At 57.3% G+C, this 25,902-nt stretch carries 26 protein-coding genes and 1 pseudogene; 11 read left to right on the top strand and 16 right to left on the bottom strand.

Annotated elements, in window-relative coordinates; translation table 11 throughout:
* Positions 1-31: 31 nt before the first annotated feature.
* The 8 genes from rseP to rpsB all read right to left on the bottom strand — a co-directional run bounded on the left by rseP (position 32) and on the right by rpsB (position 7,719).
* On the bottom strand, positions 32-1,390 hold the full coding sequence (gene rseP, locus OM794_RS02715) for an RIP metalloprotease RseP (RefSeq protein WP_226250112.1): 1,359 nt from the start codon (positions 1,388-1,390) through the stop codon (positions 32-34).
* Positions 1,391-1,435: 45 nt separating this feature from the next.
* Positions 1,436-2,647 (bottom strand): 1-deoxy-D-xylulose-5-phosphate reductoisomerase, encoded by a 1,212-nt coding sequence (gene ispC / locus OM794_RS02710; protein WP_226250111.1) that lies wholly within the window; start codon positions 2,645-2,647, stop codon positions 1,436-1,438.
* Positions 2,644-3,474, bottom strand: coding sequence for a phosphatidate cytidylyltransferase (locus tag OM794_RS02705; protein WP_226250110.1), 831 nt, complete (start codon positions 3,472-3,474; stop codon positions 2,644-2,646). Before OM794_RS02705 ends, ispC begins: the two co-directional genes overlap by 4 nt.
* Complete coding sequence (gene uppS, locus OM794_RS02700) at positions 3,467-4,255, bottom strand: polyprenyl diphosphate synthase (RefSeq protein WP_226250109.1); 789 nt, start codon at positions 4,253-4,255, stop codon at positions 3,467-3,469. Before uppS ends, OM794_RS02705 begins: the two co-directional genes overlap by 8 nt.
* 105 nt (positions 4,256-4,360) lie before the next feature.
* Positions 4,361-4,918: a ribosome recycling factor gene (gene frr / locus OM794_RS02695; protein ID WP_226250108.1), complete on the bottom strand. Its 558-nt coding sequence runs from the start codon at positions 4,916-4,918 to the stop codon at positions 4,361-4,363.
* A gap of 4 nt (positions 4,919-4,922) precedes the next feature.
* Positions 4,923-5,696 carry a UMP kinase gene (gene pyrH, locus OM794_RS02690; protein WP_226250107.1) on the bottom strand — a complete coding sequence of 258 codons (774 nt, stop codon included), beginning with the start codon at positions 5,694-5,696 and terminating at the stop codon, positions 4,923-4,925.
* 176 nt (positions 5,697-5,872) lie between these two features.
* Positions 5,873-6,742 carry a translation elongation factor Ts gene (tsf, locus tag OM794_RS02685; RefSeq protein ID WP_226250106.1) on the bottom strand — a complete coding sequence of 290 codons (870 nt, stop codon included), beginning with the start codon at positions 6,740-6,742 and terminating at the stop codon, positions 5,873-5,875.
* Between the two features lie 227 nt (positions 6,743-6,969).
* The gene (gene rpsB / locus OM794_RS02680; protein ID WP_226250105.1) at positions 6,970-7,719 is read right to left on the bottom strand and encodes a 30S ribosomal protein S2; all 750 of its coding nucleotides are present in this window, start codon (positions 7,717-7,719) and stop codon (positions 6,970-6,972) included.
* A gap of 331 nt (positions 7,720-8,050) precedes the next feature.
* On the opposite strand from rpsB, the gene map reads away from it, so the two are divergent.
* The 7 genes from map (at position 8,051) to OM794_RS02645 (ending at position 16,020) form a co-directional block, all read left to right on the top strand.
* Positions 8,051-8,842, top strand: coding sequence for a type I methionyl aminopeptidase (gene map, locus OM794_RS02675; RefSeq protein WP_226250104.1), 792 nt, complete (start codon positions 8,051-8,053; stop codon positions 8,840-8,842).
* Positions 8,842-11,517 carry a [protein-PII] uridylyltransferase gene (locus tag OM794_RS02670; protein ID WP_226250103.1) on the top strand — a complete coding sequence of 892 codons (2,676 nt, stop codon included), beginning with the start codon at positions 8,842-8,844 and terminating at the stop codon, positions 11,515-11,517. Before map ends, OM794_RS02670 begins: the two co-directional genes overlap by 1 nt.
* A 289-nt stretch (positions 11,518-11,806) precedes the next feature.
* Entirely contained in the window at positions 11,807-13,003 is a 1,197-nt protein-coding gene (gene dapC / locus OM794_RS02665) for a succinyldiaminopimelate transaminase (RefSeq protein ID WP_226250102.1), read from the top strand.
* A 30-nt stretch (positions 13,004-13,033) separates the two neighbouring features.
* On the top strand, positions 13,034-13,378 hold the full coding sequence (locus tag OM794_RS02660; RefSeq protein WP_211596385.1) for a Spx/MgsR family RNA polymerase-binding regulatory protein: 345 nt from the start codon (positions 13,034-13,036) through the stop codon (positions 13,376-13,378).
* Between the two features lie 71 nt (positions 13,379-13,449).
* The gene (dapD, locus tag OM794_RS02655) at positions 13,450-14,475 is read left to right on the top strand and encodes a 2,3,4,5-tetrahydropyridine-2,6-dicarboxylate N-succinyltransferase (protein ID WP_088699677.1); all 1,026 of its coding nucleotides are present in this window, start codon (positions 13,450-13,452) and stop codon (positions 14,473-14,475) included.
* Complete coding sequence (gene dapE / locus OM794_RS02650) at positions 14,462-15,634, top strand: succinyl-diaminopimelate desuccinylase (RefSeq protein WP_226250101.1); 1,173 nt, start codon at positions 14,462-14,464, stop codon at positions 15,632-15,634. The genes dapD and dapE overlap by 14 nt, the downstream gene beginning before the upstream one ends.
* Positions 15,631-16,020 (top strand): hypothetical protein, encoded by a 390-nt coding sequence (locus OM794_RS02645; protein ID WP_226250100.1) that lies wholly within the window; start codon positions 15,631-15,633, stop codon positions 16,018-16,020. The genes dapE and OM794_RS02645 overlap by 4 nt, the downstream gene beginning before the upstream one ends.
* Before the next feature lie 78 nt (positions 16,021-16,098).
* Here the strand turns inward: OM794_RS02645 and OM794_RS23240 are convergent.
* A pseudogene (locus OM794_RS23240) lies at positions 16,099-16,637 on the bottom strand (cold-shock protein).
* A gap of 111 nt (positions 16,638-16,748) precedes the next feature.
* Between OM794_RS23240 and OM794_RS02635 the strand changes: the two are divergent.
* Positions 16,749-16,997 (top strand): SlyX family protein, encoded by a 249-nt coding sequence (locus tag OM794_RS02635; RefSeq protein WP_226250099.1) that lies wholly within the window; start codon positions 16,749-16,751, stop codon positions 16,995-16,997.
* Positions 16,998-17,070: 73 nt separating this feature from the next.
* Here the strand turns inward: OM794_RS02635 and ald are convergent, their stop codons facing one another.
* The 7 genes from ald to radC form a co-directional block, all read right to left on the bottom strand.
* On the bottom strand, positions 17,071-18,192 hold the full coding sequence (ald, locus tag OM794_RS02630; RefSeq protein ID WP_226250098.1) for an alanine dehydrogenase: 1,122 nt from the start codon (positions 18,190-18,192) through the stop codon (positions 17,071-17,073).
* 173 nt (positions 18,193-18,365) lie between these two features.
* Positions 18,366-18,800, bottom strand: coding sequence for an acyl-CoA thioesterase (locus OM794_RS02625; protein ID WP_226250097.1), 435 nt, complete (start codon positions 18,798-18,800; stop codon positions 18,366-18,368).
* A 35-nt stretch (positions 18,801-18,835) separates the two neighbouring features.
* The gene (locus tag OM794_RS02620; RefSeq protein ID WP_226250096.1) at positions 18,836-20,026 is read right to left on the bottom strand and encodes a class I SAM-dependent rRNA methyltransferase; all 1,191 of its coding nucleotides are present in this window, start codon (positions 20,024-20,026) and stop codon (positions 18,836-18,838) included.
* Between the two features lie 66 nt (positions 20,027-20,092).
* Entirely contained in the window at positions 20,093-20,935 is an 843-nt protein-coding gene (mutM, locus tag OM794_RS02615; RefSeq protein WP_226250095.1) for a bifunctional DNA-formamidopyrimidine glycosylase/DNA-(apurinic or apyrimidinic site) lyase, read from the bottom strand.
* 154 nt (positions 20,936-21,089) lie between these two features.
* A complete protein-coding gene (rpmG, locus tag OM794_RS02610) occupies positions 21,090-21,245 on the bottom strand; it encodes a 50S ribosomal protein L33 (RefSeq protein ID WP_022520204.1) in 156 nt (51 codons plus the stop codon).
* Positions 21,246-21,325: 80 nt separating this feature from the next.
* Entirely contained in the window at positions 21,326-21,562 is a 237-nt protein-coding gene (gene rpmB, locus OM794_RS02605) for a 50S ribosomal protein L28 (RefSeq protein WP_226250094.1), read from the bottom strand.
* Positions 21,563-21,820: 258 nt separating this feature from the next.
* On the bottom strand, positions 21,821-22,495 hold the full coding sequence (gene radC, locus OM794_RS02600; RefSeq protein WP_226250093.1) for a RadC family protein: 675 nt from the start codon (positions 22,493-22,495) through the stop codon (positions 21,821-21,823).
* 175 nt (positions 22,496-22,670) lie between these two features.
* On the opposite strand from radC, the gene coaBC reads away from it, so the two are divergent.
* The 3 genes from coaBC to OM794_RS02585 all read left to right on the top strand — a co-directional run bounded on the left by coaBC (position 22,671) and on the right by OM794_RS02585 (position 25,884).
* On the top strand, positions 22,671-23,981 hold the full coding sequence (gene coaBC / locus OM794_RS02595) for a bifunctional phosphopantothenoylcysteine decarboxylase/phosphopantothenate--cysteine ligase CoaBC (protein WP_226250092.1): 1,311 nt from the start codon (positions 22,671-22,673) through the stop codon (positions 23,979-23,981).
* Positions 23,978-24,436, top strand: coding sequence for a dUTP diphosphatase (gene dut, locus OM794_RS02590; protein ID WP_226250091.1), 459 nt, complete (start codon positions 23,978-23,980; stop codon positions 24,434-24,436). Before coaBC ends, dut begins: the two co-directional genes overlap by 4 nt.
* A gap of 62 nt (positions 24,437-24,498) precedes the next feature.
* Positions 24,499-25,884: a phosphomannomutase/phosphoglucomutase gene (locus tag OM794_RS02585; protein WP_226250090.1), complete on the top strand. Its 1,386-nt coding sequence runs from the start codon at positions 24,499-24,501 to the stop codon at positions 25,882-25,884.
* The last annotated feature ends 18 nt before the right edge of the window (positions 25,885-25,902 follow it).

Raw genomic sequence — 25,902 nt, 5'->3', positions numbered from 1 at the left:
TGACAAGGCATCCTGCGCGCTACACGCGTCATTACCACAGGCGCATCAGATCAAAATAGAGAGCCATCAACATCAGGGTGCCGACCATGGCAAGCCCTATGCGCAATCCTACGGCTTGGGTTCTTTCGGATACTGGCCGTCCACGCACCACCTCCATAAAATAATAAAGCAAGTGGCCACCATCGAGCACCGGGATGGGTAGTAAGTTAAGCACCCCCAGGCTGATAGAAAGATACGCTAGAAAACCAATAAACGCTTCCATACCCGCACGGGCAGAGTCACCCGAGACCTGGGCAATGGTGATTGGCCCCGACAGATTGGAGGGCGAAATCAGCCCAACCAACATCTTACGGATAGCGTCCAAGGTAAGCAGTGTCATTTCACCCGTGCGTGAAAGCGCCTGCCCTACCGCTTCAATAGGCCCATAACGGATTTCACGCTGGAACTCTGCTGGCCACTCGACCTGCTCAGCGCCTGCGCCGATATAACCAATCTCAACCCCAGTTTCCAAACGGTTACTCCCGGGGGTTAAGTCAACACTCGACTGCTCCCCATTTCGCTCATAGGTGAGCCGCAGCGTTTCACCTGGACTACTTCGCACCATATTAACGAAGTGCATCCAATCATCCACCGGTTCGCCATTAATCGCCACCATCTTATCGCCAGCTTCCAGGCCTGCTTGTTCTGCAGCCTCCCCGCTCACGACCTGGCCTAAAATGGCTGGAAACTCAGGCTGCCACGGGGTAATACCCAGTGTTTGCAACGGCTGAGGCGGATCCTGGCGCACCAAATAATCAGTTACCGACAACCCAAAGCGCTGTGGCTCGCTCACGCCTTCGGGGCGGGCGTCGATATCCAACTCTCCGCTGAAGCCAATAATCGACACCAGCTTGAGGTTAACATCCTCCCAAGAGCGCATCTCATCGCCCTGAATAGCGACAATTTCATCGCCATTGGAGAGCCCGGCCTCGGCGGCCGGGGAGTCAGGCGCAACGCTGCCTACCATTGGCGATACCACCGTGGTTCCCGCCACGAACAGCACCCAATAAGCCACGATCGCCAGTAAAAAGTTAGCAATAGGCCCTGCCGCCACAATCGCAATGCGCTGCCAAACGGTCTTGCGGTTAAACGCCTGATCGAGCTGCTCTTCCGGAACCGGTGCCTCACGCTCATCGAGCATTTTGACATAGCCACCCAATGGAATGGCGGCTATGGCAAATTCGGTGCCCTGGCGGTCAACCCGCGACCATAGCGGCTTGCCAAAGCCCACCGAAAAACGCAGCACTTTGACGCCACAGCGCCTTGCCACCCAAAAGTGGCCAAACTCGTGGAAGGTCACTAACAGGCCCAACACCACGATGACCGCTAAAATATTCTGTATTAGGCCCACATTCACTCCTTAACGCCCTGCACTAACGACCAACTCATCGAATGCTTAAGCGGACCACCTTGTTACCAGTTCCAGCGCCTGCTGCCGCGCCCATTGATCGGTTGCCAATACGCTGTCCAGGCTGTCGACCCGGCCTTGATAGGGGTGCGATAGGACGTCGGCCACCAGTTGTCCAATCGCCTTAAAGCCGATCCGGCGCTGCAGAAAGGCGTCTACAGCGATTTCATTAGCGGCGTTGAGCACAACAGGTGCAATACCGCCCTGTCGCATCGCGTCGCGGGCAAGCCCCAGGCAGGGGAAACGGACTTCATCGGGAGCTTCAAAATCGAGCCGTGCCACCTGAAAAAGGTCAAGGGTTTCAACGCCAGCGTCAATGCGCTCCGGCCAAGCAAGCCCATAGGCAATCGGTGTACGCATATCTGGATTACCCAACTGGGCAATCACAGAGCCATCGTGATACGCCGCCATGGAGTGAATCACGCTTTGGGGGTGGACTACCACTTGGATCTGCTCAGGGGTAGCGTCAAATAACCAGCAAGCTTCGATCAACTCCAACCCTTTGTTCATCAGCGTGGCGCTATCCACCGATATCTTACGCCCCATCGACCAGTTCGGGTGAGCGCAGGCCTGCTCGGGAGTGACATTGTTGATATCCGCCTGGCTCCAGGTACGAAACGGCCCCCCAGAGGCCGTTAGCAGCAGTTGTCGAACGCCGTGCTTGGCAAGCCCTCCGCGATGCTCCGCAGGTAGACACTGATAAATGGCATTATGTTCGGAATCTATCGGTAGCAGTGTCGCCCCCGAACGTGAAACTGCCTCCATAAACAGTGCGCCGCTCATCACCAGCGCCTCTTTATTGGCCAGCAGCACCCGTTTGCCTGCTTCCGCGGCGGCGAGAGCAGGCAGCAAGCCCGCGGCACCTACAATAGCGGCCATTACGCAGTCGACGCTGGCGTCCCTTGCAACATCACACAGCGCCTGCGGGCCTGCACTCACTTCGGTGGGTTGGCCCGCTCGCTTAAGCTCCTCGCGCAGCCAAGCGGCATCGGCTTCATTATCCAATACAGCTACCGCGGGGCGATGCACTAGACACTGCGCTAGCAGAGCCTCTTTGGAAGTGTGTGCGGTCAGTGCATGGACACTATAGCGGTCAGGGTGGCGACCAATCACATCCAGCGTGCTGGTGCCCACAGAGCCTGTCGACCCAAGTACCGTCACGCGCTGCATAGCCGTGGGCTGATTAGCGTATTGACTCATAGCGGCGGCACCTGAGCAAACACTTGAACCAGCACTTCTACATAGAACAGCGCAAACAGCGGAATCGCTGCGGTGAGACTATCAATGCGATCCAACACCCCGCCATGGCCGGGGAGCAACTGGCTCGAATCTTTGATATTGCGATAGCGCTTGAGCATACTTTCCAGTAGATCACCTAGCACAGAAGCCAGGGTGACCACGGCGGTGACGAGTACCAGGGTAATCCCGCCGACCAGGTTCAGCGGCAACCACAGCGCAAACAGGATGGCCAGAATCGCGGTCGCCGCCAAGCCACCGAATACGCCCTCCCATGATTTGCCCGGGCTCACGTGGGGAGCCAATTTGCGCTTACCCCAGAGTCGTCCTACAAAGTAGGCGCCAATATCCGCACTCCAAACCAGCAGCAGCACAAACAGCAGCCAGGCCATTCCAATGTCACGCAGAACGTTAAACCCCACCCAGCAGGGCAACAGTACCCATAGGCCCATCGCCAACCGCCGCCCAGTGGCCTGCCACTGGCTACCTGAAGCAGGATAGCGGGTAACCCAATAGAGATTCACCAGCCAGCCAGCGGCGGAGAGCCAAAGCGGCCATATCGATGTGGCGGCGCCGGTCAACCACATGGCCAGCATCAACGCCGCCATCCCGGCTACCAGCTGAACGCGTTGCCCCATGCGGGTAACACCCGCCAGATTGGCCCACTCCCAGGTGGCAAGTAGCACCATCAACGCCGTAAATAGCGCGAATGCGCCCCCGTCTAATCCAAACAGGCCAACCAGCACCAGGGGTGCCAGCCAGGCTGCGGTGATAATCCGCTGTTTAAGCACCCTGCGCCTCTATTTGTTCGTCCGTCATCCCAAAGCGACGACGGCGCTGACAGAAGTCGTTTAATGCCGCGTCAAACGCCTCCGCACCGAAGTCGGGCCATAGCAGCGGGGAAAAGTGCAATTCAGCATAAGCCAACTGCCAAAGCATAAAGTTGGATAGCCGCTGCTCACCGCTGGTGCGTATGCACAGATCCACCGGCGGTACGTCTTCAACCCCCATTGCAGTGTCAAAACACGCCTCGTCGATCTCCGCAGGTGATAACTCGCCAGCCGCCACCTGTTCGGCGAGCGTGCGTGCCGCACGCGCTATATCCCACTGCCCCCCATAGTTAGCGGCAATCACCAAATGCATACCCGTGTTGCCCGCGGTTAACGCTTCAGCACGCTGAATATGCTTCTGGATGGCGTGGGAAAAGCCCCGTTGTTCACCAATGATCGAGAGGCGCACATTACGCTCGTTGAGTTTTTTGACTTCGCGCTTTAGCGCCATCAAAAAAAGCTCCATCAAGGCGTTAACCTCTGCGGCTGGGCGCTTCCAATTCTCACTGGAAAACGCAAACAGGCTAAGCGTTTGCACTTCGCGCTCGGCGGCCCGCTGAATCACCGCACGCACGGTTTCCACTCCGGCCCGGTGCCCGCGCACCCCCGAAAGTCCGCGCGCGCGCGCCCAGCGGTTATTGCCATCCATAATGATGGCAACATGAGACGGCGGGGCTTCCCCGGCCAGAGAAGACGCACTGGCATCGTCCGGCTGTTTTTCAGGAAGCTGCGGTGACGTCATGGATTCTCGCACCAAAGATCAGTCATAAAAAAACCAGCCAGAGTGTGGCAAAACGGGCAGCCTAAGCTGCCCGCGGCTGAGCTGAATACAGCACTGGGCACAGATTTATACCTGCATGAGATCCTGCTCTTTTGCAGTTAGCGCCTTATCGATTTCAGCAATATATTTGTCGGTCAGCTTTTGAATCGCGTCTTCACCTTCACGCTGATCGTCTTCGGTGATCTCTTTATCTTTTAGCAACGATTTGAAATCACCGTTGGCGTCGCGGCGTACGTTACGCACGGCAACGCGGGCATTTTCAGCTTCGCTGCGGGCCTGCTTGATGTAGCCTTTGCGGGTCTCTTCGGTGAGCATGGGCATCGGCACACGAATCACGTTGCCAGCACTGGCCGGGTTCAAACCCAGATCAGAGGTCATGATGGCCTTTTCGATCTTCTGCACCATGCCCTGCTCCCACGGCGCAATCGTCAGCGTGCGGGCGTCTTCAACGTTGACTGAAGCCACTTGGCTAAGCGGTACCTGGCTGCCGTAATACTCCACAGTCACCGCGTCTAAAATGCTCGGGTGAGCACGACCGGTACGAATTTTATTGAAGTTGCTATGCAGTGCCTCAACGCTTTTCTTCATGCGCGATTCGGCATCTTTCTTAATATCGTTGATCACGTCATTACCCTCTGTATATCAGCGTGCCTTCCTTGCCCCCTACCACCATGTTCAGTAGGGCACCAGGCTTATTCATATCAAATACCCGCACCGGCATATTATGGTCACGTACCAGGCAGATTGCGGTCAAATCCATAACGCCCAACTTTTGATCCAGAGCGTCATCATAAGAGAGCTGGTCGTACTTCACTGCATCCGAATGTTTTACCGGGTCTTTATTGTAGACGCCATCGACTTTGGTCGCTTTGATCACCACATCGGCGTCTACCTCAATACCGCGTAAACAGGCAGCAGAGTCGGTAGTGAAGAAGGGGTTACCTGTGCCTGCAGAGAACAGCACTACGTCCCCTGAGGTTAAATAGCGAATGGCGGTACGCCGGTCATAGTGCTCTACTACGCCGCTCATGGGGATGGCCGACATCACTCGCGAGCGGATGTTGGAGCGCTCTAAGGCATCGCGCATTGCCAACGCATTCATTACGGTAGCCAGCATACCCATATGGTCACCGGTAACGCGATCCATACCTGCTTCATTGAGCGCCGCGCCACGGAACAAGTTACCACCGCCAATCACGATACCCACCTGTACCCCAATGCCGACGAGCTGGCCAATCTCCAGCGCCATGCGGTCAAGCACCTTAGGGTCAATACCAAAATCGTGCTCCCCCATTAACGCTTCGCCAGACAGTTTGAGCAAAATACGTTTGTATTTTGACTTGGTGCCCGCGGCTTTGCTGGGTGCTACATGGGGGGTAGGCTCTTGAACATCACTCGACATGGCATCTCTCCTGAGGCAGACCTGTAAACAGGCAGGCGGGGCAGCCCCTTGGTATAAAACCAGTGTATAAAGCCAGCTATATCTGGGCTGTTTATACTAGCATTCATTATACAGGGGCCGGATACGCGAAGGCGTGCGCTCGCGCGCACGCCATCTTCTTTCTGAAACCTCTGACCTCAGCGACGGCCAGCCTGTTCCATTACTTCTTTAGCAAAGTCGACTTCTTCTTTCTCGATACCTTCGCCAACCTCAAAGCGCGTAAAGCCAACCACTTCGCCGCCCGCCGCTTTAACGAACTCAGCAACTGTCTGGTTAGGATCTTTTACAAACGGCTGCTCGGTCAGGCTGTTTTCTGCCAGGTACTTTTTCAAGCGACCCTGAACCATTTTCTCAGCGATCTGCTCCGGCTTACCGGCCATATCCGGCTGCGCCAGAATAATCGCCTTTTCCTGATCCAACTGCTCTTGGGGCATATCGGCAGGATGCGCAACCGCAGGATTAATTGCAGCGACGTGCATCGCAACGTCTTTTGCGACTTCCGAAGTACCACCTTTCAGTACGGTCAGAACGCCAATGCGGCCACCGTGGACGTATTCGCCCACCAGACCACCGTCAGCAGCGTTCACAACGATGGCACGACGCACACCGATGTTCTCACCGATTTTCTGAACCAGCTGCTCGCGGGCAGCTTCCAGTTCGCCAGCCATAACGGCAGCGACATCTTCACTTTTGGCAGCAAAGAAAGCCGCGGCGATTTTGTCGGCAAAGGCGATGAAGTTGTCATCACGAGCAACAAAGTCAGTCTCGGAGTTGATTTCAACCATTACGCCGTAGCTGCCATCTTCCGCTACACGCGTAACCACTACACCTTCGGCGGCGATACGATCGGCTTTCTTCGCCGCTTTTAGGCCGGAGCTTTTGCGCAGGTTTTCAATCGCAACTTCGATATCACCGTCGGCTTCGGTGAGTGCTTTTTTACACTCCATCATGCCGAGACCGGTACGTTCGCGAAGTTCCTTGACCTGAGAGGCGCTGATAGCTGCCATGAGAATTCACCTCTGAAATGGTTCTATGAGAGTTAAACGCAACACAGAGTATAGGCATGATAAATGACCATCATGTATCACACGCCCTATGTCTCTCTGCATCACGGGGCCGGTATTGAGTGCCGGCAAATTCGTCCGCTCAGACAGTTCATCTGTAGCGGGAAAAAGGGGGCAAAGCCCCCTTTATCTTGATGCGGAACAACTGCTCACCGCACCCACTGCTGCACTTACTCAGCGGCAGTGTTGTCTTCAGCTGCAGCGGCCTCTTCGGTCACTTCAACGAACTCTTCAGCGTTGGCTTCTTTAGCACGACCACACGCATCCGCAATCGCTTTCACGTAGATCTGGATAGCGCGGATAGAGTCATCGTTGCCGGGGATTACGTAGTCAACGCCATCGGGGTTGGAGTTAGTATCCACCACGCCGATAACCGGGATGCCCAGCTTGTTGGCTTCGTTGATCGCGATACGCTCGTGGTCAACGTCGATCACGAACAGTGCGTCCGGCAGGCCGCCCATGTTCTTGATACCACCGATAGAGCGCTCAAGCTTTTCCTGCTCGCGAGTCGCCATCAAGACTTCTTTCTTGGTCAGCTTCTCGAACGTGCCGTCTTCGCGCATGGTTTCAAGATCACGCAGACGCTTAATGGACTGACGGATAGTCTTGAAGTTAGTCAACATGCCGCCCAACCAGCGATGGTTGACGAAAGGCTGACCAGCACGGTTAGCTTCTTCTTTAATTACCTTGCTAGCGCTGCGCTTGGTGCCAACAAACAGAATCTTGTTGTTGGATGCCGCCATCTTCTCGACCACATCGATCGCTTCGTTCAGCGCCGGAAGGGTGTGCTCAAGGTTGATGATGTGAATCTTGTTGCGCGCGCCGAAGATAAATTTGCTCATCTTCGGGTTCCAGTACTTGGTCTGGTGGCCGAAGTGAGCACCTGCTTTAAGCAGGTCACGCATATTAACGTGAGACATGGTAGAACTCCTAAAACTCGGGTTAGGCCTCCACGCACCCCATGGATCCGACCGTTGACCACGTTAGACGTTGCCAGCGGCACCCGGGACCATGTGCCGGTGCATGTGTGTTTTTAAGGCTTGATAGTGAGCATTGTGTCTCTTGAGAGGCATAATGCGGATTCATCGCCCTGCCCTACTGCGTCCTTCCCAGCCAAGAAGCTCGGAATCACGATTGCAGGAAAGCGCGCGGCTTTATACCATAGATCATTGCCAAGATGAAGTCGCACCCCGTTTGACGGTCTTAAATTGCGCCATTCAATTTTCCACTCTGCATTCATATCGAGCATTCATGAACGTTCCTATCAAGACGCCTTCTGAAATCGAACACATGCGCGAAGCCGGGCGCCAAGCGGCTAGCGTGATAGAAATGATCACCCCCCATATCCAAACGGGTATCAGCACGGGTGAAATCGACCGTCTCTGTCATGAGTATATTGTTAACGAGCTGGGTTCAGCCCCGGCCCCCCTGAACTACCACGGTTTTCCCAAAGCGACCTGTACATCGATCAACCATGTGGTGTGCCACGGCATCCCCGACGATGCCAAGAAGCTTAAAAATGGCGATATCATGAACCTGGATATCACCGTCAAAACCAGCGCCGGCTACCACGGCGACTCCAGCGTGATGTTCGTGGTGGGTGAGACGATCCAGGGCGAACGACTGTGCCGCATCACTCAGGAGTGCCTGTATAAAAGTATCGAGCGGGTGAAGCCTGGCGTCCGCCTCTCAGAGCTTGCCCGGGTGATCCAAAAACACGCCGAAAGCAACGGCTACTCTGTCGTTCGCGACTTCTGCGGCCACGGCATCGGCGCCGACTTCCACGAGGAGCCGCAGTTTCTTCACTATGATGGCTACGCACCGGATGCCGACATTAAGCTCGCCGCAGGCATGTGCTTTACCATTGAGCCGATGATTAACGTCGGCGGCTATAAAACCAAAGTGCTGCGCGATGGCTGGACCGCCGTCACCAAGGATCGCAGCCTCTCGGCCCAATGGGAGCACACGCTGCTGGTGACCGAAGGCGGCGTTGAAGTGCTGACCGCGCGCGGCGATGAAGACTTTAGTTTTCTGACCAACTGATGCTCCTTCACCACCACCGGTTTGAACCGGACACCACGCTTTACGACCTGGATCTTTTCCGCACCGAGCTTGCTGGCTCGCGCTCACCGGTGGCCCCCTTCAAGGCCGCACTACGCGAGCTGCAAACCCGGCTGGACGAACAGTTTCGCGCCGGTGCGGACATCCGCGACCTGGTGCGTGGCCGCGCCTGGTATCTGGATCAGCTATTGGCGATTGCCTGGGCACAGCATGAGTGGCCCGATGATGGTATCGCGCTGGTAGCGGTAGGCGGCTATGGCCGCGGCGAGCTACACCCCCACTCGGATATCGACCTACTGCTACTGCTGGAGCAGGACGATGACACCGCCTACCGGGAACCACTTACCGCTTTTATCACCTTTTTATGGGATATTGGCCTGGAGATTGGCCATAGCGTGCGCTCGCTCAACGACTGCGAGCGTGAGGCCGAAGCGGACGTGACGGTGATCACCAACCTGCTCGAATCACGCTTGATTGCAGGGCCAGAAAGCCTGCGCGAAGCGATGCGCGAGCGCCTCAGCGCCGAGCACATTTGGCCCGCCGACCGTTTCTTTGAAGCCAAGTGGCAGGAGCAGATCTCCCGCCACTACCGCTACAACAACTCTGAGTACCACTTGGAGCCGAACCTTAAAAGCTCTCCCGGCGGGCTGCGCGATATCCAGATGATCGGCTGGGTGGCCAAGCGCCACTTCGGCACAGAGCAGTACACCGACATTGTTGCCAACGGCTTTATGAACGACGCTGAGCTACGCATTCTAAGCCAGGGCCAGGCGTTCCTGTGGCAGGTGCGTTACGCCCTGCATATGCTCACCGACCGTGCCGAAGACCGCCTGCTGTTTGACCACCAGCGCACCATCGCCGAGATGTTTGGCTTTCGCGATACCCCGGAACGTCTGGCAGTTGAGCAGTTTATGAAGCGCTACTACCGCCATGTCACTGCGCTCGCCGGGCTCAACGACATGCTGCTACAACACTTTGACGAAGTGATCCTGCGCGGCAAGGAGACACTGGAAACCGTCAAACTCAACGAGCGCTTCGAGACCAAGGGCGGTTATATCCAAGTGCGTTCGCGAACCCTGTTCCGCGAGCGCCCAGCAGCGATGCTGGAGCTGTTTCTGCTGATGGCCAAGCACCCCGAAATCGAAGGGGTGCGCGCCGACACTATCAGGCTGATTCGCGACCACCGCCACCAGATCGACGATCACTACAGGGAAGACCCGCGCCACCAGCGGCTCTTTATGGCCATTATGCGCGCTCCCGGCAACGTGCCCCGCCAGCTACGGCGCATGAACCGCTACGGCATTCTGGGCAAATACCTGCCGGAGTTTGGCCGCGCGGTAGGCCTGATGCAGCATGATCTGTTCCACATTTATACGGTCGACGCCCATACCCTGCTGCTGCTCAAATTTCTGCACAATTTCCGCAAACCGGAAGCGAAAGGCGACTTCCCGGTAGCGGCAGCGCTAATGCAGCAACTGCCCAAGCTGGATCTGCTGTGGATTGCCGGCCTGTTTCACGATATCGGCAAGGGGCGCGGCGGCGATCACTCGGAGATTGGCGCCAGGGACGTTGAGCAGTTCTGCCAGCGCCATAACATCTCGGTTCACGATACCAACTTGGTCAGTTGGCTGGTGGAGCACCACCTGTTGATGTCAATGACTGCTCAAAAGCGCGACATCAGCGACCCTGACGTCATTCGTGATTTCGCCCTGATCGTGCGTAACGAAACCCGGCTGGACTACCTGTATGTGCTCACCGTCGCCGATATCAATGCCACCAACCCCACGCTGTGGAACGGCTGGCGAGCGTCGCTACTGCGCCAACTGCACGCCGAAACCAAACGCGCCCTGCGCCGCGGCCTGAACAATCCGCCCGACCGCGACGACTGGGTGCGGGAAACGCGCACCGAAGCGCGCTCTTTGCTGCTAACCATCGGCGTTAATCGGGAGCAAATCGATCATCTCTGGGAATCGCTAGGGGAGGACTACTTTCTGCAGTATGCGCCCAGCGAAATCGTTTGGCAGACCCAGGGCATACTCAATCACAACCAGTCGCCGCTGCCGTTGGTGTTGATCAGCGCACCTACTGCGGACATGTCCGAAGGCGGCACCAAAGTGTTTATCCACACCCGTTCGGTAGACGACCTTTTCGCGGCTACCGCCGCTGCCATGGAGCAGCTGGGGCTCTCGATTCACGATGCGCGCATTGCGACCTCCCATAACGATTGGACGCTAAATACCTTTATCGTGCTCGACAGCCATGGGCAGCCCATTCGTGACCCAGGCCATATCGAAGAGATGCGCCAGCACCTGGTGGAAGAGCTCGATGACCCCGACGACTACCCGGATATCGTCACCCGCCACACGCCGCGCCAGCTCAAGCACTTCAAGGTGCCCACGGAGGTGCTGATTGAGCAGGATCCGGCCAATGAGCGCACCATGCTGGAGCTAACGGCTCCCGACCGCCCTGGCCTGCTGGCCCGGGTGGGGCGGATTTTTATGGAGCAGGATATCTCGCTTTCCGCGGCAAAAATCGCCACCCTCGGCGAGCGGGTAGAAGACGTTTTTTTCATCACCACCAAAGCAGGCGAACCGCTGACTGACCCCGAGCGCCAGCAGCAGCTGCGCGAACGTCTGATTGAGGTATTGGGGGTTTAAGAAACAACTGCGTTTAAGAGTGCAGGTAACTAGGTGCCAAGGGCAGGTTGGAGCGAGGGTCTTTCGACATGGCCGGAAATTGTTCCCGACAATTCCGGCATTTCCGCCATCCATGGCGGTCAGATGTCGAAAGTAGCGCCCACGGACGGGTTCACAGCGCCCTCGCGGAAACCTGCCCTCGGCACCGACAAGCCTGCTCGAGAACTATGATCGCCCGGTTAGGTTTGAGCCTGCACCTGGGCTTGCCTATAATCGACGGTTTACGCCGCCAGCCATCAACGGACACATCATGAACGCCGACCTCGACGCCCTGCATCCTTACCCGTTTGAAAAGCTGGCCGCGCTGAAAGCCGAACTAACGCCCTCAGCTGACTTGGCGCATATTCCGCTGACCATTGGCGAACCCCAGCACGCGCCCTACCCCGCGGCGCTTGAAGCGCTGGTGGCGCACCAGCTGGAAATGGCCCGTTATCCGGCGACCAACGGCCTACCCGCGCTCCGCCAAACCATCGCCAACTGGGCAAGCCAGCGCTTTCAACTACGCGAACTCGACAGCGAGCGGCACGTGGTGCCCGTTAACGGCACGCGGGAAGCGATTTTTGCCTTTGTGCAGGCAGCGTTGGATCGCAGCCGCCCGGCGAAGGTGGCGGTGCCCAACCCGTTTTACCAAATCTACGAAGGTGCGACGCTGCTGGCCGGCGGTGAGCCGCTTTATTTGGACTGTAGCGCTGAGAATAATTTTCGCCCTGATGTTAGCGCCGTGCCCGCTGCAACGTGGCGAGATGTGCAGATCGTGTTTATCTGCTCGCCGGGCAACCCGACCGGTGCCGTGACGCCTGTTGAGGAGTTTAAGCAGCTCATTGCACTGGCCGATGAACACGACTTTATTATCGCCTCCGACGAGTGTTACTCGGAGCTCTACCTCGACGAAGCCGCCCCACCACCAGGGTTGCTGCAAGCCTGTGCCGAGCTGGGTCGTGATGATTACCGGCGCTGCGTGGTGTTTCACTCGCTCTCCAAGCGCTCCAACTTGCCGGGCCTGCGCTCGGGCTTTGTCGCGGGGGATGCGGCACTGCTCACGCCGTTTAAGCGCTACCGCACCTACCACGGCTGCGCCATGTCGCTACCGCTGCAGCACGCCTCTATCGCCGCCTGGCAGGATGAGCAGCACGTGCGCGCCAACCGCGATGCCTACCGTGAGAAGTTCAGCGCGGTGACCGATGTACTTGCCCCGGTAATGGATTTTCCCACGCCACAAGCTAGCTTTTACCTATGGCCCGCCGTACCGGGTGGCGACGATATCGCCCTGACCCAGCGGCTATTTGCCGAGCAGCACGTGAGCGTACTGCCTGGCAGCCTAATGGGCCGCACGGGTGCAAACGGCATCAACCCCGGCGCGGGCCGTTTACGCCTTGCGCTGGTGGCTGAGCTGGCCCCCACGCTGGAAGCCGCCCAACGCATTCGTCATCTTATCGAACGCGGTTAACCGCGAGATTTAACCTTTCAGGGAGGCCATATGCTGACGCTGTATATCATCGATAACTGCGATACCTGCCGCAAAGCGCGTAAAGCCTTGGATGAAAAAGCGCTGTTGTATAAAACCCACGACCTGCGCAAAGATGGCCTGTCCGCTGCACTGCTTGAGCATATTTTACATCGCGTGCCACTGGTCGAGGTCATTAACAAGCGCAGCAAAACCTGGCGCGAACTCTCTGATGAAGAGAAAGATTACGACGCCAATTCCGCCCGCCAGCTACTGATGAAATACCCTACGCTGCTGAAGCGGCCGCTACTGGAAAAAGACGATGGCACCATTGTAGTCGGCTACCGCGACGGCGATTACGACAAGCTAAGCGGCTAACGTTACAAGGCCCTAGGCAATCAGGCTCTTTTTTCTAACCTTCACTTCCCAACACGACAGGACAACTTCTTATGCTGAGCTTTGCGCTTGGAATCGGCACCCAAAACACCCAGGGCGACTGGCTGGAGATCTACTACCCGGCGCCACTGCTCAACCCACCCGCAAGCCTAGTGGAAGCCGCTAAGCAGGCCCTGGATGCCCCCCAAGGCAACGCCGCCATCAGCTTTTTACCCGAAGACTGCACCCGCTTGGCTAAAGCGTTAGAAGCCGCGGGGCACTCCGCCCAGGCAGAGCTCGCCGAAGCACTCTCTGCAAGCCAGCGCCCGCTGGTCGCGATGTTCCTAGAGAGCGACGAAGCGCCACAAACCGCGCCCGAGGTGTATCTAAAACTGCATCTGCTGTCCCACCGCTTAGTCAAACCTCACGGCCTTGATCTCACCGGTATGTTTGGCCTGCTGCGCAATATTGCCTGGACCAACGAAGGCGCCATCGATATCGAAGAGCTGCCTACACGCCGCCTGAAAGCCCGCATGGCAGGCCGTGCTCTGTCCGTCGACTGTGTCGATAAATTCCCCAAAATGACTGACTACGTGGTACCCACCGGCATCCGCATTGCCGACACCGCCCGCGTACGCCTGGGTGCTTACCTGGGCGAGGGCACGACCGTGATGCACGAAGGCTTCGTCAACTTCAATGCGGGCGCCGAAGGCCCCGGCATGATCGAAGGCCGCATCTCGGCTGGCGTCGTGGTCGGCAAAGGCTCAGACTTGGGCGGCGGCTGCTCCACCATGGGCACCCTCTCCGGCGGCGGCAATATCGTGATCAAAGTGGGCGAAGGCTGCCTGATCGGCGCCAACGCGGGCATCGGCATTCCCCTGGGTGATCGCTGCACGGTGGAAGCAGGGCTCTACATCACAGCGGGCTCCAAAGTCGCGCTGCTCGATGATCAAGGCCAAGTGGTGAAAACCGTCGCTGCACGCGAACTGGCCGGCCAAGACGACCAGCTGTGGCGCCGCAACTCCCAGAGTGGCCGCATTGAGTGCCTGACCAATAAAAGTGCCATCGCCCTGAACGAGGCACTGCATGCCCACAACTGAGCCTGAAGGAGTGTCGCCAACGCTCACGCTCGCTTTTGAGCTGCTCAGCCGGGCTTCGGTAACGCCGGACGACGAAGGCTGCCAGGAACTCATGATCGAGCGCTTAGCGGCGCTCGATTTTCATATTGAGCGGCTGCCGTTTGGCGACGTGAAAAATTTCTGGGCGGTTCGCGGCCATCACGGCCCAGTGGTGGCCTTTGCCGGCCACACCGACGTAGTACCTACAGGCCCCTATACCAACTGGCAGTACCCTCCGTTTGAGCCCTGCATCGATGATGAGGGCATGCTGTGCGGACGCGGCGCGGCGGATATGAAGGGCAGCCTGGCCTCAATGCTGACCGCCGTTGAACGCTTTGTGGCCAGCCACCCGGATCACGATGGCCGTATTGCCTTTTTGATCACCTCCGATGAGGAAGGTCCGGCAGTGGACGGCACCCGCGCGGTGGTCGAGCATCTGCGCGAGCGTAATGAGCGCCTCGACTACTGCATTGTCGGCGAACCCTCCTCGACCACTTACCTTGGCGATGCGATCAAAAACGGCCGCCGCGGCTCACTGGGCGCTACGCTGCACATTAAAGGTGTGCAGGGTCACGTGGCCTATCCGCATTTAGCGCGCAACCCCATCCACCAGGCGATGCCAGCGCTGGATGCGTTAGTCAACGAGCACTGGGACGCGGGCAATGACTTTTTCCCCGCCACCAGCTTTCAGATTTCCAACCTGCGGGCCGGCACCGGCGCCACCAACGTTATTCCTGGCGATGTAGAAGTGGTATTTAACTTTCGCTTCTCTACCGAGGTGACCTCTGATGAGCTCAAAGCGCGCACGGAGGCCATTCTAGACCGGCATGGGCTGGAGTATCAGATAGACTGGACGCTCAACGGTGAGCCATTTTTAACCGCGGAAGGCGCGCTGGTTGACGCCGCCATTAAAGGCGTTGAAGCGGTAACCGGCAGGCGCCCAGCGCTCTCCACCAGCGGTGGCACCTCGGATGGCCGCTTTATTGCCACCCTGGGTGCCCAAGTGGTTGAGTTGGGTCCGCTCAACGATACTATCCACAAGGTCAATGAGCGCGTTCGCGCCAGCGACCTGGACGACTTAAGCCGGATTTACGAAGCAACGCTGCAAGCGCTGCTCTGCTCCGGCGAGGTAAACCTATGATGGAGCGTTACCCCGATATAGAGATTTACCTGGCCAGCGTGTCGCTTGATACGCTCAATGAGTGGTTGAAAAACACACTAATAGCGCCACCGCTGAGTCCTGCAGGCAAAGGCAAATGGCAAACCCGCGGTCAATACCAGGGCGACTGCGTGCCGGTACTGTTGGTCGATAAAGCCGCTGATGGGTTTGCCAGCCTCTGGTTTGATAGCAATCACACGCCCTGGATGACCGACCAGGAGTGCGCCCAACAGGCCGCAGAAGCGTTGCAAACAGAGGTGCGTTGCTCTCTAGGCGGCTGGCACCCCGGCGATGACCCTGACCGTTTCTGGCAGGTGCTGCCCGGCGGAAAGGAGGGTGCAATAGAGTGGCCCGACTCAGGGCGTTAATCGGGTGCGTTAACGACAACGACCCCGCCAAGGCGGGGTCGTTTGCTATCCAACTAACCATTTAGCTAGCCGTAAGGCTCACTCAATAATACTGACATCGTCGGCCTGCAAACCACGCTCATTTTAATCACGTGATAACGCACGATTTGGCCTTCTGCCAGCATTCGCGGCCCACGGCCCCGAATGGCCCGGAAGTGTACAAACACGTCTTCGCCATTATCGCGGGTAATAAAACCGTAGCCTTTGTTGGTGTTGAACCACTTCACTTCACCCTCTTCACGGCCATCGTTAGGATCGATGATATCTTCTTCCTCATCATCGTCCAACGAAGCGGCTGCCTGGGGCTGGCGTGATGTTGGCTTGGCATGAGCCACCGGCGCCACCACGATCGAGGGCGCAAAAGCGGCAGACGCTAGTGTGCCAATCCACAGAACAATAAAACTACCTATAGCAACGGCAATATAGACACCGCTAACTCCACTGATTGCCAGCTCGGCCATCCACAGCTCGGCGAGGGCACTATCGGTTAAATGAACAATCCCCGCCAGCAACAGTGGCGTGGGGGCGGCAAGTAATACACTGATTAAGAAACAGCGAAACACAACTTTTGGGTTCATAGAAAAAAAAGCTCTCTTGTTGTATGGGTAACAGACGAAGGACAATACCGGCACTATCAGGCCCATTCCCAATAGCACTGGCATACTACTACATAAGGTTGCAATGATATCATGACCCACGAATTATCGCCTGCTGACCTGGCTCAACGCCTTGAGTCTTTAGAGAGCCGACTCGCCCACCAAGAGCACTGGCTGGACACCCTGGATCAAGCCGTGGTTCAGCAGGAGCGACGCCTGGAGAAACTGGAGCAGCTCAGCGGCCTGATGCGCGAACGCCTACGTGAGCAGCACCAGGCACTCCAGGCAAGCGACCCCCAGGGCGGCCAGCGCCCCGAGGATGATGTGCCGCCCCACTACTGAGCTAACAGAAGCCTTGATCGATAGTCCCCGATGCGACTAATTGATTAGCCGCCAGCCACTAGCTTCCGATAACTTAGTTAGCTGCAACAACGCTCGCAGGATCGCTGCTCTCCAGTCCGAAGGCGTCTGCCACAGCCTGGTAAGTGACTTGACCCGCATGTACGTTCAGGCCCGGCAGGAAGTGCGGGTCGTCTCTTAGCGCCTGCTGCCAGCCTTTATCCGCCAGGGCGAGCACAAAGGGCAGCGTGGCGTTGGTCAGCCCCTGGGTGGACGTACGCGCCACCGCGCCGGGCATATTGGCGACACAGTAGTGCACCACCCCATCGACGATATAGGTCGGCTCGGCATGGGTGGTGGGCTTGCTGGTTTCAAAACAGCCGCCCTGGTCGATGGCCACATCGACCAGTACACTGCCGGGCTTCATATCGGCCAGCATACTGCGCGTAATCAATTTTGGCGCTGCGGCGCCGGGCACCAGCACCGCACCAATGATCATATCCGACTCGCGGGTGGCCGTTTCCAGGGCGTCTGCTGTGGAGTAAACCGTTTTGATGCGGCCCTGGTAGCGGTCATCCAGCACTTCCAATCGCGCTAACGACTTATCCAGAATAGTGACCTCTGCGCCTAACCCCAACGCCATACGGGCAGCGTTTTCGCCCACCACACCGCCACCAATCACGGTCACCTTACCCGGCGCCACACCCGGCACCCCCGGCAGCAGCACGCCTGCACCGCCCTGAGCCTTCTCCAGGCTATGAGCCCCTGCTTGCACCGCCATTCGCCCGGCTACGGTGCTCATAGGGGCCAGAAGCGGCAAGCCGCCGCGGGCATCGGTAATGGTTTCATAGGCGATACAGGTGGCACCGCTCTCCATCAGCCCACGGGTAAGGGGCTCTTCGGCGGCCAGGTGCAGGTAGGTGAACAGCGTATGCTGTGGGGTGAGTCGCGCCACCTCGTCCGGCTGCGGCTCTTTCACCTTGAGGATCAGCTCAGCGTTGCGCCATAAAGCATCCACATCTGCTTCTATTTGTGCGCCGGCAGCCTGGTAATCGGTGTCCGCAAAGCCTGCGCCTTCGCCGGCACTGCTTTGAACGCTCACTTGATGGCCGCGCCCTGTTAACTCCCGGGCGCCAGTCGGCGTTAAGGCCACGCGATATTCGTGATTTTTGATCTCTTTAGGGACGGCAATTTTCATTGGATTTTTCCTGTGCTTGTAAAGATCATTCGTGTTGATAAACAAATTACAGCACAGCTAACGTTGACCACCAGCCCAGAAACACAAAACAAAAAAAACGCCGGTTAAGGCGTTTTTAGGAGAAAAATCTAGCGATTGCCGGTTCTACACGAAAAAATCCACTTTACTCTTCGTCACTCCACAATAACTGCGTTGCCGTAAATACGCCGATACTCCTCTGGTAAACGCTTGGGCCGCCCCGTTGAGAGTGCCACGCAGGCAAAACGGGTGCGGGCGTTAAGCAGCGTTTTAGCATCTTCGGCACGCACCAGCTGAAAACGACGGGTCAGACTGAAGCGCTCGTCACAATCGACAATCCAGGTCGCAAGCTGTAACGCATCGCCGGCAAAGGCAGGTGCCAGATAATCCAGCTCATGGCGGTGAACCACCATGGCACGGTCAAGCTCGCGGTAACGCTCGAGAGAGAGGCCGAGCGCCTCGGAGTGCGCCCAGCTAATCTGCTCAACCCAGCGCAGGTATTCGCTGTTATTGACGTGCTGATAGGCATCAATCGCTTCATCAGCCACATGGATATCGATCACAAAAGGCTCGGGTAGCGCCCATTCCATGGCGTTGGCTCCTCCGCTGATGGCTCAAAACGTGGTTAGTCGCGGAACACCCGCACACCCAGTGCCTTCAGGTAAGACGTTTCGGGAATAGCCGGGTGCACCGGATGATCTGGCCCTTGGTGACCTTGGAAAATCACCTGCCCATGGCGATCCTGGTGGCGAACCGCACCACGCACCACATCCATTAGCCGCTCGGGCGCTAGGTGCATGGAGCAGGAGGCTGACAGCAACAGGCCATCGCGCCCCAACAAACGCATGGCTTCCCGATTCAAGCGGGCATAAGCACGCTCGCCGTTGGGGATATCCTTGCGCTTTTTGATGAATGCGGGAGGATCAAGAATAACCACATCGAACTCCTCGCCCTCCGCCTTCAGCGCCGCTAACGCTTCAAACGCATCTCCCTCACTCACCGCCACCTTCTCCTGCACGCCATTGAGCGCAGCGTTGCGGGCGACTTGATCCAGCGCCGGGCCTGAAGAGTCAAGGCACATCACCGCTTTCGCACCATGAACAGCCGCCTGTACGCCCCAACCGCCTACGTAGCTGAATACGTCCAGCACGCGTTTACCTTCCACATTGCGATTGATCCATTCGCGATTAACCCGGTGATCAAAGAACCAGCCGGTCTTCTGCCCATTAAGTACCGGCACTACAAAGCGGGCACCATTCTCTTCGAGCACCACCTCGTCAGGCAGTGTGCCTTTGACAACCTCAACGTGGGCCTCAAGACCTTCCTGACGACGACCACCCGTATCGTTTCGGAAAACAATCACTTCCGGCTTGATGACTTTTTCCAACGCATCGACGATCTCATCCGCCAGCGCCTGCATACCCGCGGTGTTGAGCTGCACGACGAGGACATCGCCAAAGCGATCAATCACCAAGCCTGGCAACAGGTCACCTTCGCCGTGGATCAAGCGATAGAACGGCTGGGCATAGAGGCGCTGGCGCAGTGCCAGCGCTTGATTAAAGCGGTGCACAAACAGCGAGCGATCCAAGCGCATCTCAGGGTCGCGGGACATGACCCGGGCAGCAATTAACGAATGAGGATTCACATACGCAACAGCCATCACTTTGCCATTGGAGGCTTCTACCAAGGCGGTTTCGCCTGCCGCAAAGTTTTTCAGCGGCGTCTCTTTGATATCCACTTCATTGGAGTAGATCCAGAGATGACCCGCTTTCAAGCGACGGTCAGCATTTTTATTCAGGCGCAGGCGTTGGGTCACAGCAATCTCCAAAAAAACGTAAGCAAAGCAATACTTAGATAAAACAATAGCACTTATAGGTCGCCATCAGCGCTGGCAGCCGGGGCAAAACACGCTGGCACGCTGGCCAAGCGTAATTCGGCGAAGCTCAACGCCACAGCGCAAACAGGGCTGGCCGTGGCGGCCGTAAACATTCAAACGCTGGGCGAAATAACCGGGCTCGCCCTGGCCACTGACAAAGTCCCGCAGCGTGGTACCTCCTTGGGTAATTGCCGCCGCCAGCACCTCTTTCACAGCTAGGGCCAAGGCGTCGTAACGCGCACGGGAAACCCTACCCGCCGTGCGGCGCGGGTCAATACCGGCCATAAACAGCGCTTCCGCCGCGTAGATATTCCCGGCACCGACTACCACTTGGTTATCCATCAGAAACGGTTTTACTGCCACGCGCTTATTGCGTGAGAGCGTGTAGAGCCATTTGCCGTTAAACGCATCAGACAATGGCTCGGGGCCCAAGTGCGCAAGCCGCTTATCCTGTGTTTCGTCTTCGGCCTGCCAATCCACAAAGCCAAACCGACGAGGGTCGTGATAGCGCAGTACATAGCCGCTGGCGGTGACCACATCCACGTGATCATGTTTTTTAGGCAAATCCCCTACCCGGGCAATCCGCAGGCTACCTGACATACCCAAGTGCCATAGCAGCGTCGCACCAACGTCACCTTCGCCCCCGTTAGCAGGCTGGACAGGAATCTGCAGGTATTTTGCCCGCCGCTTCAATTCCCCTATGCGCGCGCCCACCAGCCGCTCGGCCAGGTCATCGGGCACAGGTACACGCAGCCGCGGCTGACGCACCAGCACTTCGGTAACTTCCTGGCCTTCAATATAGGGAGCAATTCCGCGGCGGGTAGTTTCAACTTCAGGCAGTTCGGGCATAGTGAGGCATCGTACCGGCTTGTAATGACAGCCTTGTGAAGGGGTCTAGCAAAGCTGTGACATGGGAAATGCATGCATGCAAAACCCGGCTTGGGGCCGGGTTTTTGAACAGGCGCTAACCTGCAGTGGAAGCCGATCATTATCGCGACAGCGATTACTTGATCTTGGCTTCCTTGTAGATCACGTGCTTGCGGATGACCGGATCGAATTTCTTGAATTCGAACTTATCAGGCGTGTTCCGCTTGTTTTTATCAGTGGTGTAGAAGTGGCCCGTACCGGCGCTAGACACCAACTTGATTTTATCGCGCATGGTTAAACTCTCCCAAAATGCTTGGCCGAAATGCTTGACCCAAAATACCTGGCCCAAAGGGCTTGGTATAAAAAGCTGGCTTAGATAGCGTCGCCGCGCTTACGAATTTCACCCAAAACTGTGTCGATACCTTTCTTGTCGATGATGCGCATTCCTTTAGTGGAAACGCGCAGCTTGACGAAGCGGTTTTCAGACTCAACCCAAAAACGGTGAGTGTGCAGGTTTGGCAAGAAACGACGACGTGTCTTACGCTGGGAGTGTGAAACGTTATTTCCAGTTACCGGACGCTTGCCGGTAACCTGACATACTTTGGACATTAGAGCCTCCAACTGCTTGGCCAGGATATAATTACCTGAGTGTTCAAAACTGTCGGGCAAACCGGAGCAGGGAAGGTATCGGCGCCGTTAACCGCCAAGCTTTATCCAAATCCGTTATTCAACCCAAGTTTAAAGGTGGCACTTTATACCAGAGCGCCCGACTTGCAGCAAGCAAAACCCACAAAAAAGGCTGGAAAAGCACTTTTTTGCTCATTCTACTTAATCAAAACGGCATAAAGCAGTGCATTCTTATGCTGCTTATAGCCAGCCACGCTCGGCAAAAGAGATCACTTCTCCATCCCCCACCACGAAATGATCCAGCACGCGCACGTCAAAAAGTACCAGCGCCTCTTTGAGGCGTTCCGTGATACGTCGATCAGCATCGCTTGGCTCTGCCACACCAGAAGGGTGGTTATGCGCCAGGATAACGGCGCCAGCGCTCAGCTCTAACGCGCGCTTGGCAACTTCGCGGGGGTATACAGATGCGCTGTCTAGGGTACCGCGAAACAGCGATTCATAGCGAATAATTCGGTGCTGAGTATCCAAAAAAAGCACCGCAAACTCCTCATGCCCTAAATGGCGTAGCTGCGAACTCAGGTAGTGGCGCACCAAGGCAGGTGATGTCAGCGCATTGCCCCGCGCCAACTGGCTGGCTAAATGGCGCCGCGACAGCTCAAGCGTCGCCTGGAGCTGAGCGTACTTGGCGCTACCTAACCCACGGGCAGCACAAAAACTTTCCTGATCGGCCTCCAACAGTTGGCGCAAGCCGCCAAAACTGCTGAGTAGATCACGTGCTAAATCGACTGCCGAACGCCCCTGCACGCCAACGCGCAAAAAAATCGCCAGTAATTCAGCGTCGGAGAGCGCCTGGGCGCCGACGTTAAGTAACTTTTCCCGGGGCCGCTCACCTTCCGGCCAGTGATTGATTCCCATCGCACCTCACCCACGCTGCTCATCTATGTTGATCGAAGCCAGCCTCAACACGCATCGCTTTATAGCAACAAGCCTCATTAAACCTAGCTTACCCTTGTTTGTGCTCAATATGCCAAATTGTTAGTGCCAGTGGTATGGTAAGCCTCCTTACGAACGTGGATAGGGATCGCTGACCATGGCCTCTGCTGTTAACTCGACAAGCGCTTCGACGCTGGCAGGCAAACGCATACTGCTTGGCGTCAGTGCGGGTATCGCTGCCTATAAAAGCGCGTTGATTGTGCGACTGCTCAAGCAAGCGGGCTGCCAGGTGCGCGTGGTGATGACCGCCGGAGCCCAGGCCTTTATTACCCCGCTTACGCTTCAGGCACTCTCTGGCGAGCCAGTGCGCACCTCTTTGCTCGACCCCGAAGCCGAAGCGGGCATGGGCCATATTGAATTGGCCCGCTGGGCGGATCTGGTGCTGATTGCTCCGGCCACTGCCGACCTTATCGCCCGTTTGGTGCACGGCATGGCCGACGACCTGCTCACCACACTCTGCTTGGCCTCAGAAGCGCCCAAGCTGATTGCTCCGGCGATGAATCAGGCGATGTGGCGTCACGCCGCCACCCAGCGCAACGTGCAGCAATTGGAATGCGATGATTGGCAGTTGATTGGCCCCGCCGCTGGCGACCAGGCCTGCGGCGATGTGGGGCCAGGCCGCATGAGCGAACCTGAAGAGATCTTTAGCGCGGTATCGGCGCTGTTTGCGGCACCTGTCACCAGCGCCCTTCTCACCGATGCACCGCACACTAATGCCCCCCATGTGGTGATTACCGCTGGCCCCACCCGGGAACCGCTGGATCCCGTGCGTTACATTTCCAACCACAGCTCGGGAAAAATGGGTTTTGCCCTGGCCGCCGCGGCAGTGGCTGAAGGAGCCAAAGTCACGCTGATCAGCGGGCCGGTTAACCTACCCACTCCGCAAGGCGTTACGCGGATCGACGTTGAGTCAGCAGAGCAAATGCACGCACAAGCGCAGCGACTAGCGCCCCAGTCAGCGCTGTTTATCGGCTGCGCGGCTGTGGCCGACTATCGCGCGGCAACCCCTGCCGAGCATAAGCTCAAAAAGCAGGATGATAGCGACACACTCACTCTGACCCTGGTTAAAAACCCCGATATTATCGCTGGCGTTGCGGCGCTGCCCGCAAAACAGCGCCCGCTGGTGATCGGCTTCGCCGCCGAAACCCAGGAGATTGAGCGCTACGCACGGGATAAACTACAGCGCAAAGGGCTGGATATGATCGTCGCCAACGACGTCTCCCAGGCTGGCCTGGGCTTTGGCAGCGACCAAAACGCCGCCTGGCTACTCTGGCACACCCCTCAAGGCGTCGAGAGCCGCTCAGAAGTTGCACAGCCGAAGACCCAGCTGGCCACCACCATTATCCGTCAAGCGCTCGCGTTGCTACCCACAACACCCCCTACGCAAACACCAGGAGAGTCCTCATGAGTGCCCGTCCCCGCCTACAGTGCAAAGTATTAGATGAGCGTTTGCACGATTACATGCCGCACTATGCCACCGAAGGCTCGGCAGGAATGGATCTGCGCGCCCTGCTGGATGAGCCGTTACTATTAGCGCCCGGCGATTGCCAGCTCGTACGCACCGGCATTGCCATCTATATTGAAGATCCGGGTTTGGCGGGCATGATCCTGCCGCGCTCCGGTTTGGGGCATAAACATGGCATCGTGCTGGGCAATTTAGTCGGTTTAATCGACTCAGATTACCAGGGCGAGCTGATGATTTCGGTCTGGAACCGTGGCCAAAGTACGTTTACGCTAGCTCCTTTCGACCGACTGGCACAGTACGTGCTTGTGCCAGTGGTACAAGCCGAACTCTCCCTGGTGGACGCTTTTAAAGACTCCTCCCGGGGCAGCGGCGGGTTTGGCAGCACTGGCAGTCAGTAACCAATGATCACGCCTATTTAGGAAGCCTTGTTAAGGCAACGTCTGTTTAGCTGGGAAGCCCTATGAACGCACAGCCTGTACCCGCTTCGATTTTTCGCGCCTACGATATTCGCGGCATCGTTGACGACACGCTCACTGAAGAGACGGTAGAAATGATCGGGCGTGCGGTGGGTTCTGAAGCCGCCGAGCGGGGCGAATACAGCGTGGTGGTCGCCCGCGATGGCCGCCTTTCCGGCGCCCGGCTGCAATCGGCACTGATGCGGGGCCTGGCCGCCGCTGGGTGCGACGTCATCGACATCGGCATGGTGCCCACCCCGGTGCTCTATTTCGCCACCCATACACTGGATGGCACCCAATCGGGCGTCATGGTCACCGGTAGCCATAACCCGCCTGACTATAACGGCTTTAAAATCGTGCTGGGCGGCGAGACGCTCTCCGGCGATGCAATCACGGCGCTTTTTGAGCGTATTCAGTCCGGGGCGCTGGCAACTGGACAAGGCAGCATAAGCCAGCAGGATGTCCGTGAGCGCTATTTAACGTGCATTTTAGGCGACGTTAAGATCCATCGAGCGATTAAAGCCGTGGTCGACTGTGGTAATGGCGTTGCCGGAGAGCTGGGCCCCCAACTGCTGGCACGATTAGGTATCGAGACCATCCCGCTGTTTGCGGAAATAGATGGCCATTTCCCCCATCATCACCCTGATCCTGGCAAGCCGGAAAATATGCAGGATCTGATCCGCACCGTTCATGAAACTGGGGCAGATATTGGCCTTGCCTTCGATGGAGATGGCGACCGCCTGGGCGTGGTGACACCCTCAGGCAAGTTGATCTATCCCGACCACCTGCTAATGGTGTTTGCCACCGATATGCTCGCGCGCCAGCCCGGAGCCAAGGTCATTTTTGACATCAAGTGCACCGGCAATCTGGTCAAAGTGATCAGCGAGGCCGGCGGTGAACCCGAAATGTGGCGTACCGGGCATTCGATGATCAAGGCGCGTATGCAGGCGACCGGCGCACAGCTGGGTGGTGAAATGAGCGGGCACATCTTTTTCAAAGAGCGCTGGTACGGTTTTGACGATGGACTCTATGCCGCTGCTCGGCTGGTAGAGATTCTCGCCAACCAAGCCGCCGATGCCGATACTTTTTTTGCCCACTTCCCCCAGGACGTTGCGACCCCGGAAATTAATATTGCGGTTAGCGACGATAACAAATTTTCTCTGATGGATAAGCTTGCTCGCGAGGGCGACTTCGGCGAAGGTATCAAAACAACTTTGGACGGTATCCGCGTTGACTACCAGGATGGCTGGGGGCTGTGTCGCGCCTCCAACACCACGCCTGCCCTGGTGATGCGTTTTGAAGGTAAAGACGATGCCGCGCTAGCACGTATCAAGGCCGTTTTTAACGACGCGCTTCGGCACGTCGCGCCAGACATCGCGCTACCCCACTGACCCGGCAACTCAGTAGGT

The sequence above is a fragment of the Halomonas sp. BDJS001 genome, assembly GCF_026104355.1.
Classification (GTDB): Bacteria; Pseudomonadota; Gammaproteobacteria; order Pseudomonadales; family Halomonadaceae; genus Vreelandella.
Note: the sequence above shows the minus strand (reverse complement) of the source record. Positions and strands in the feature narration are given on the sequence as shown.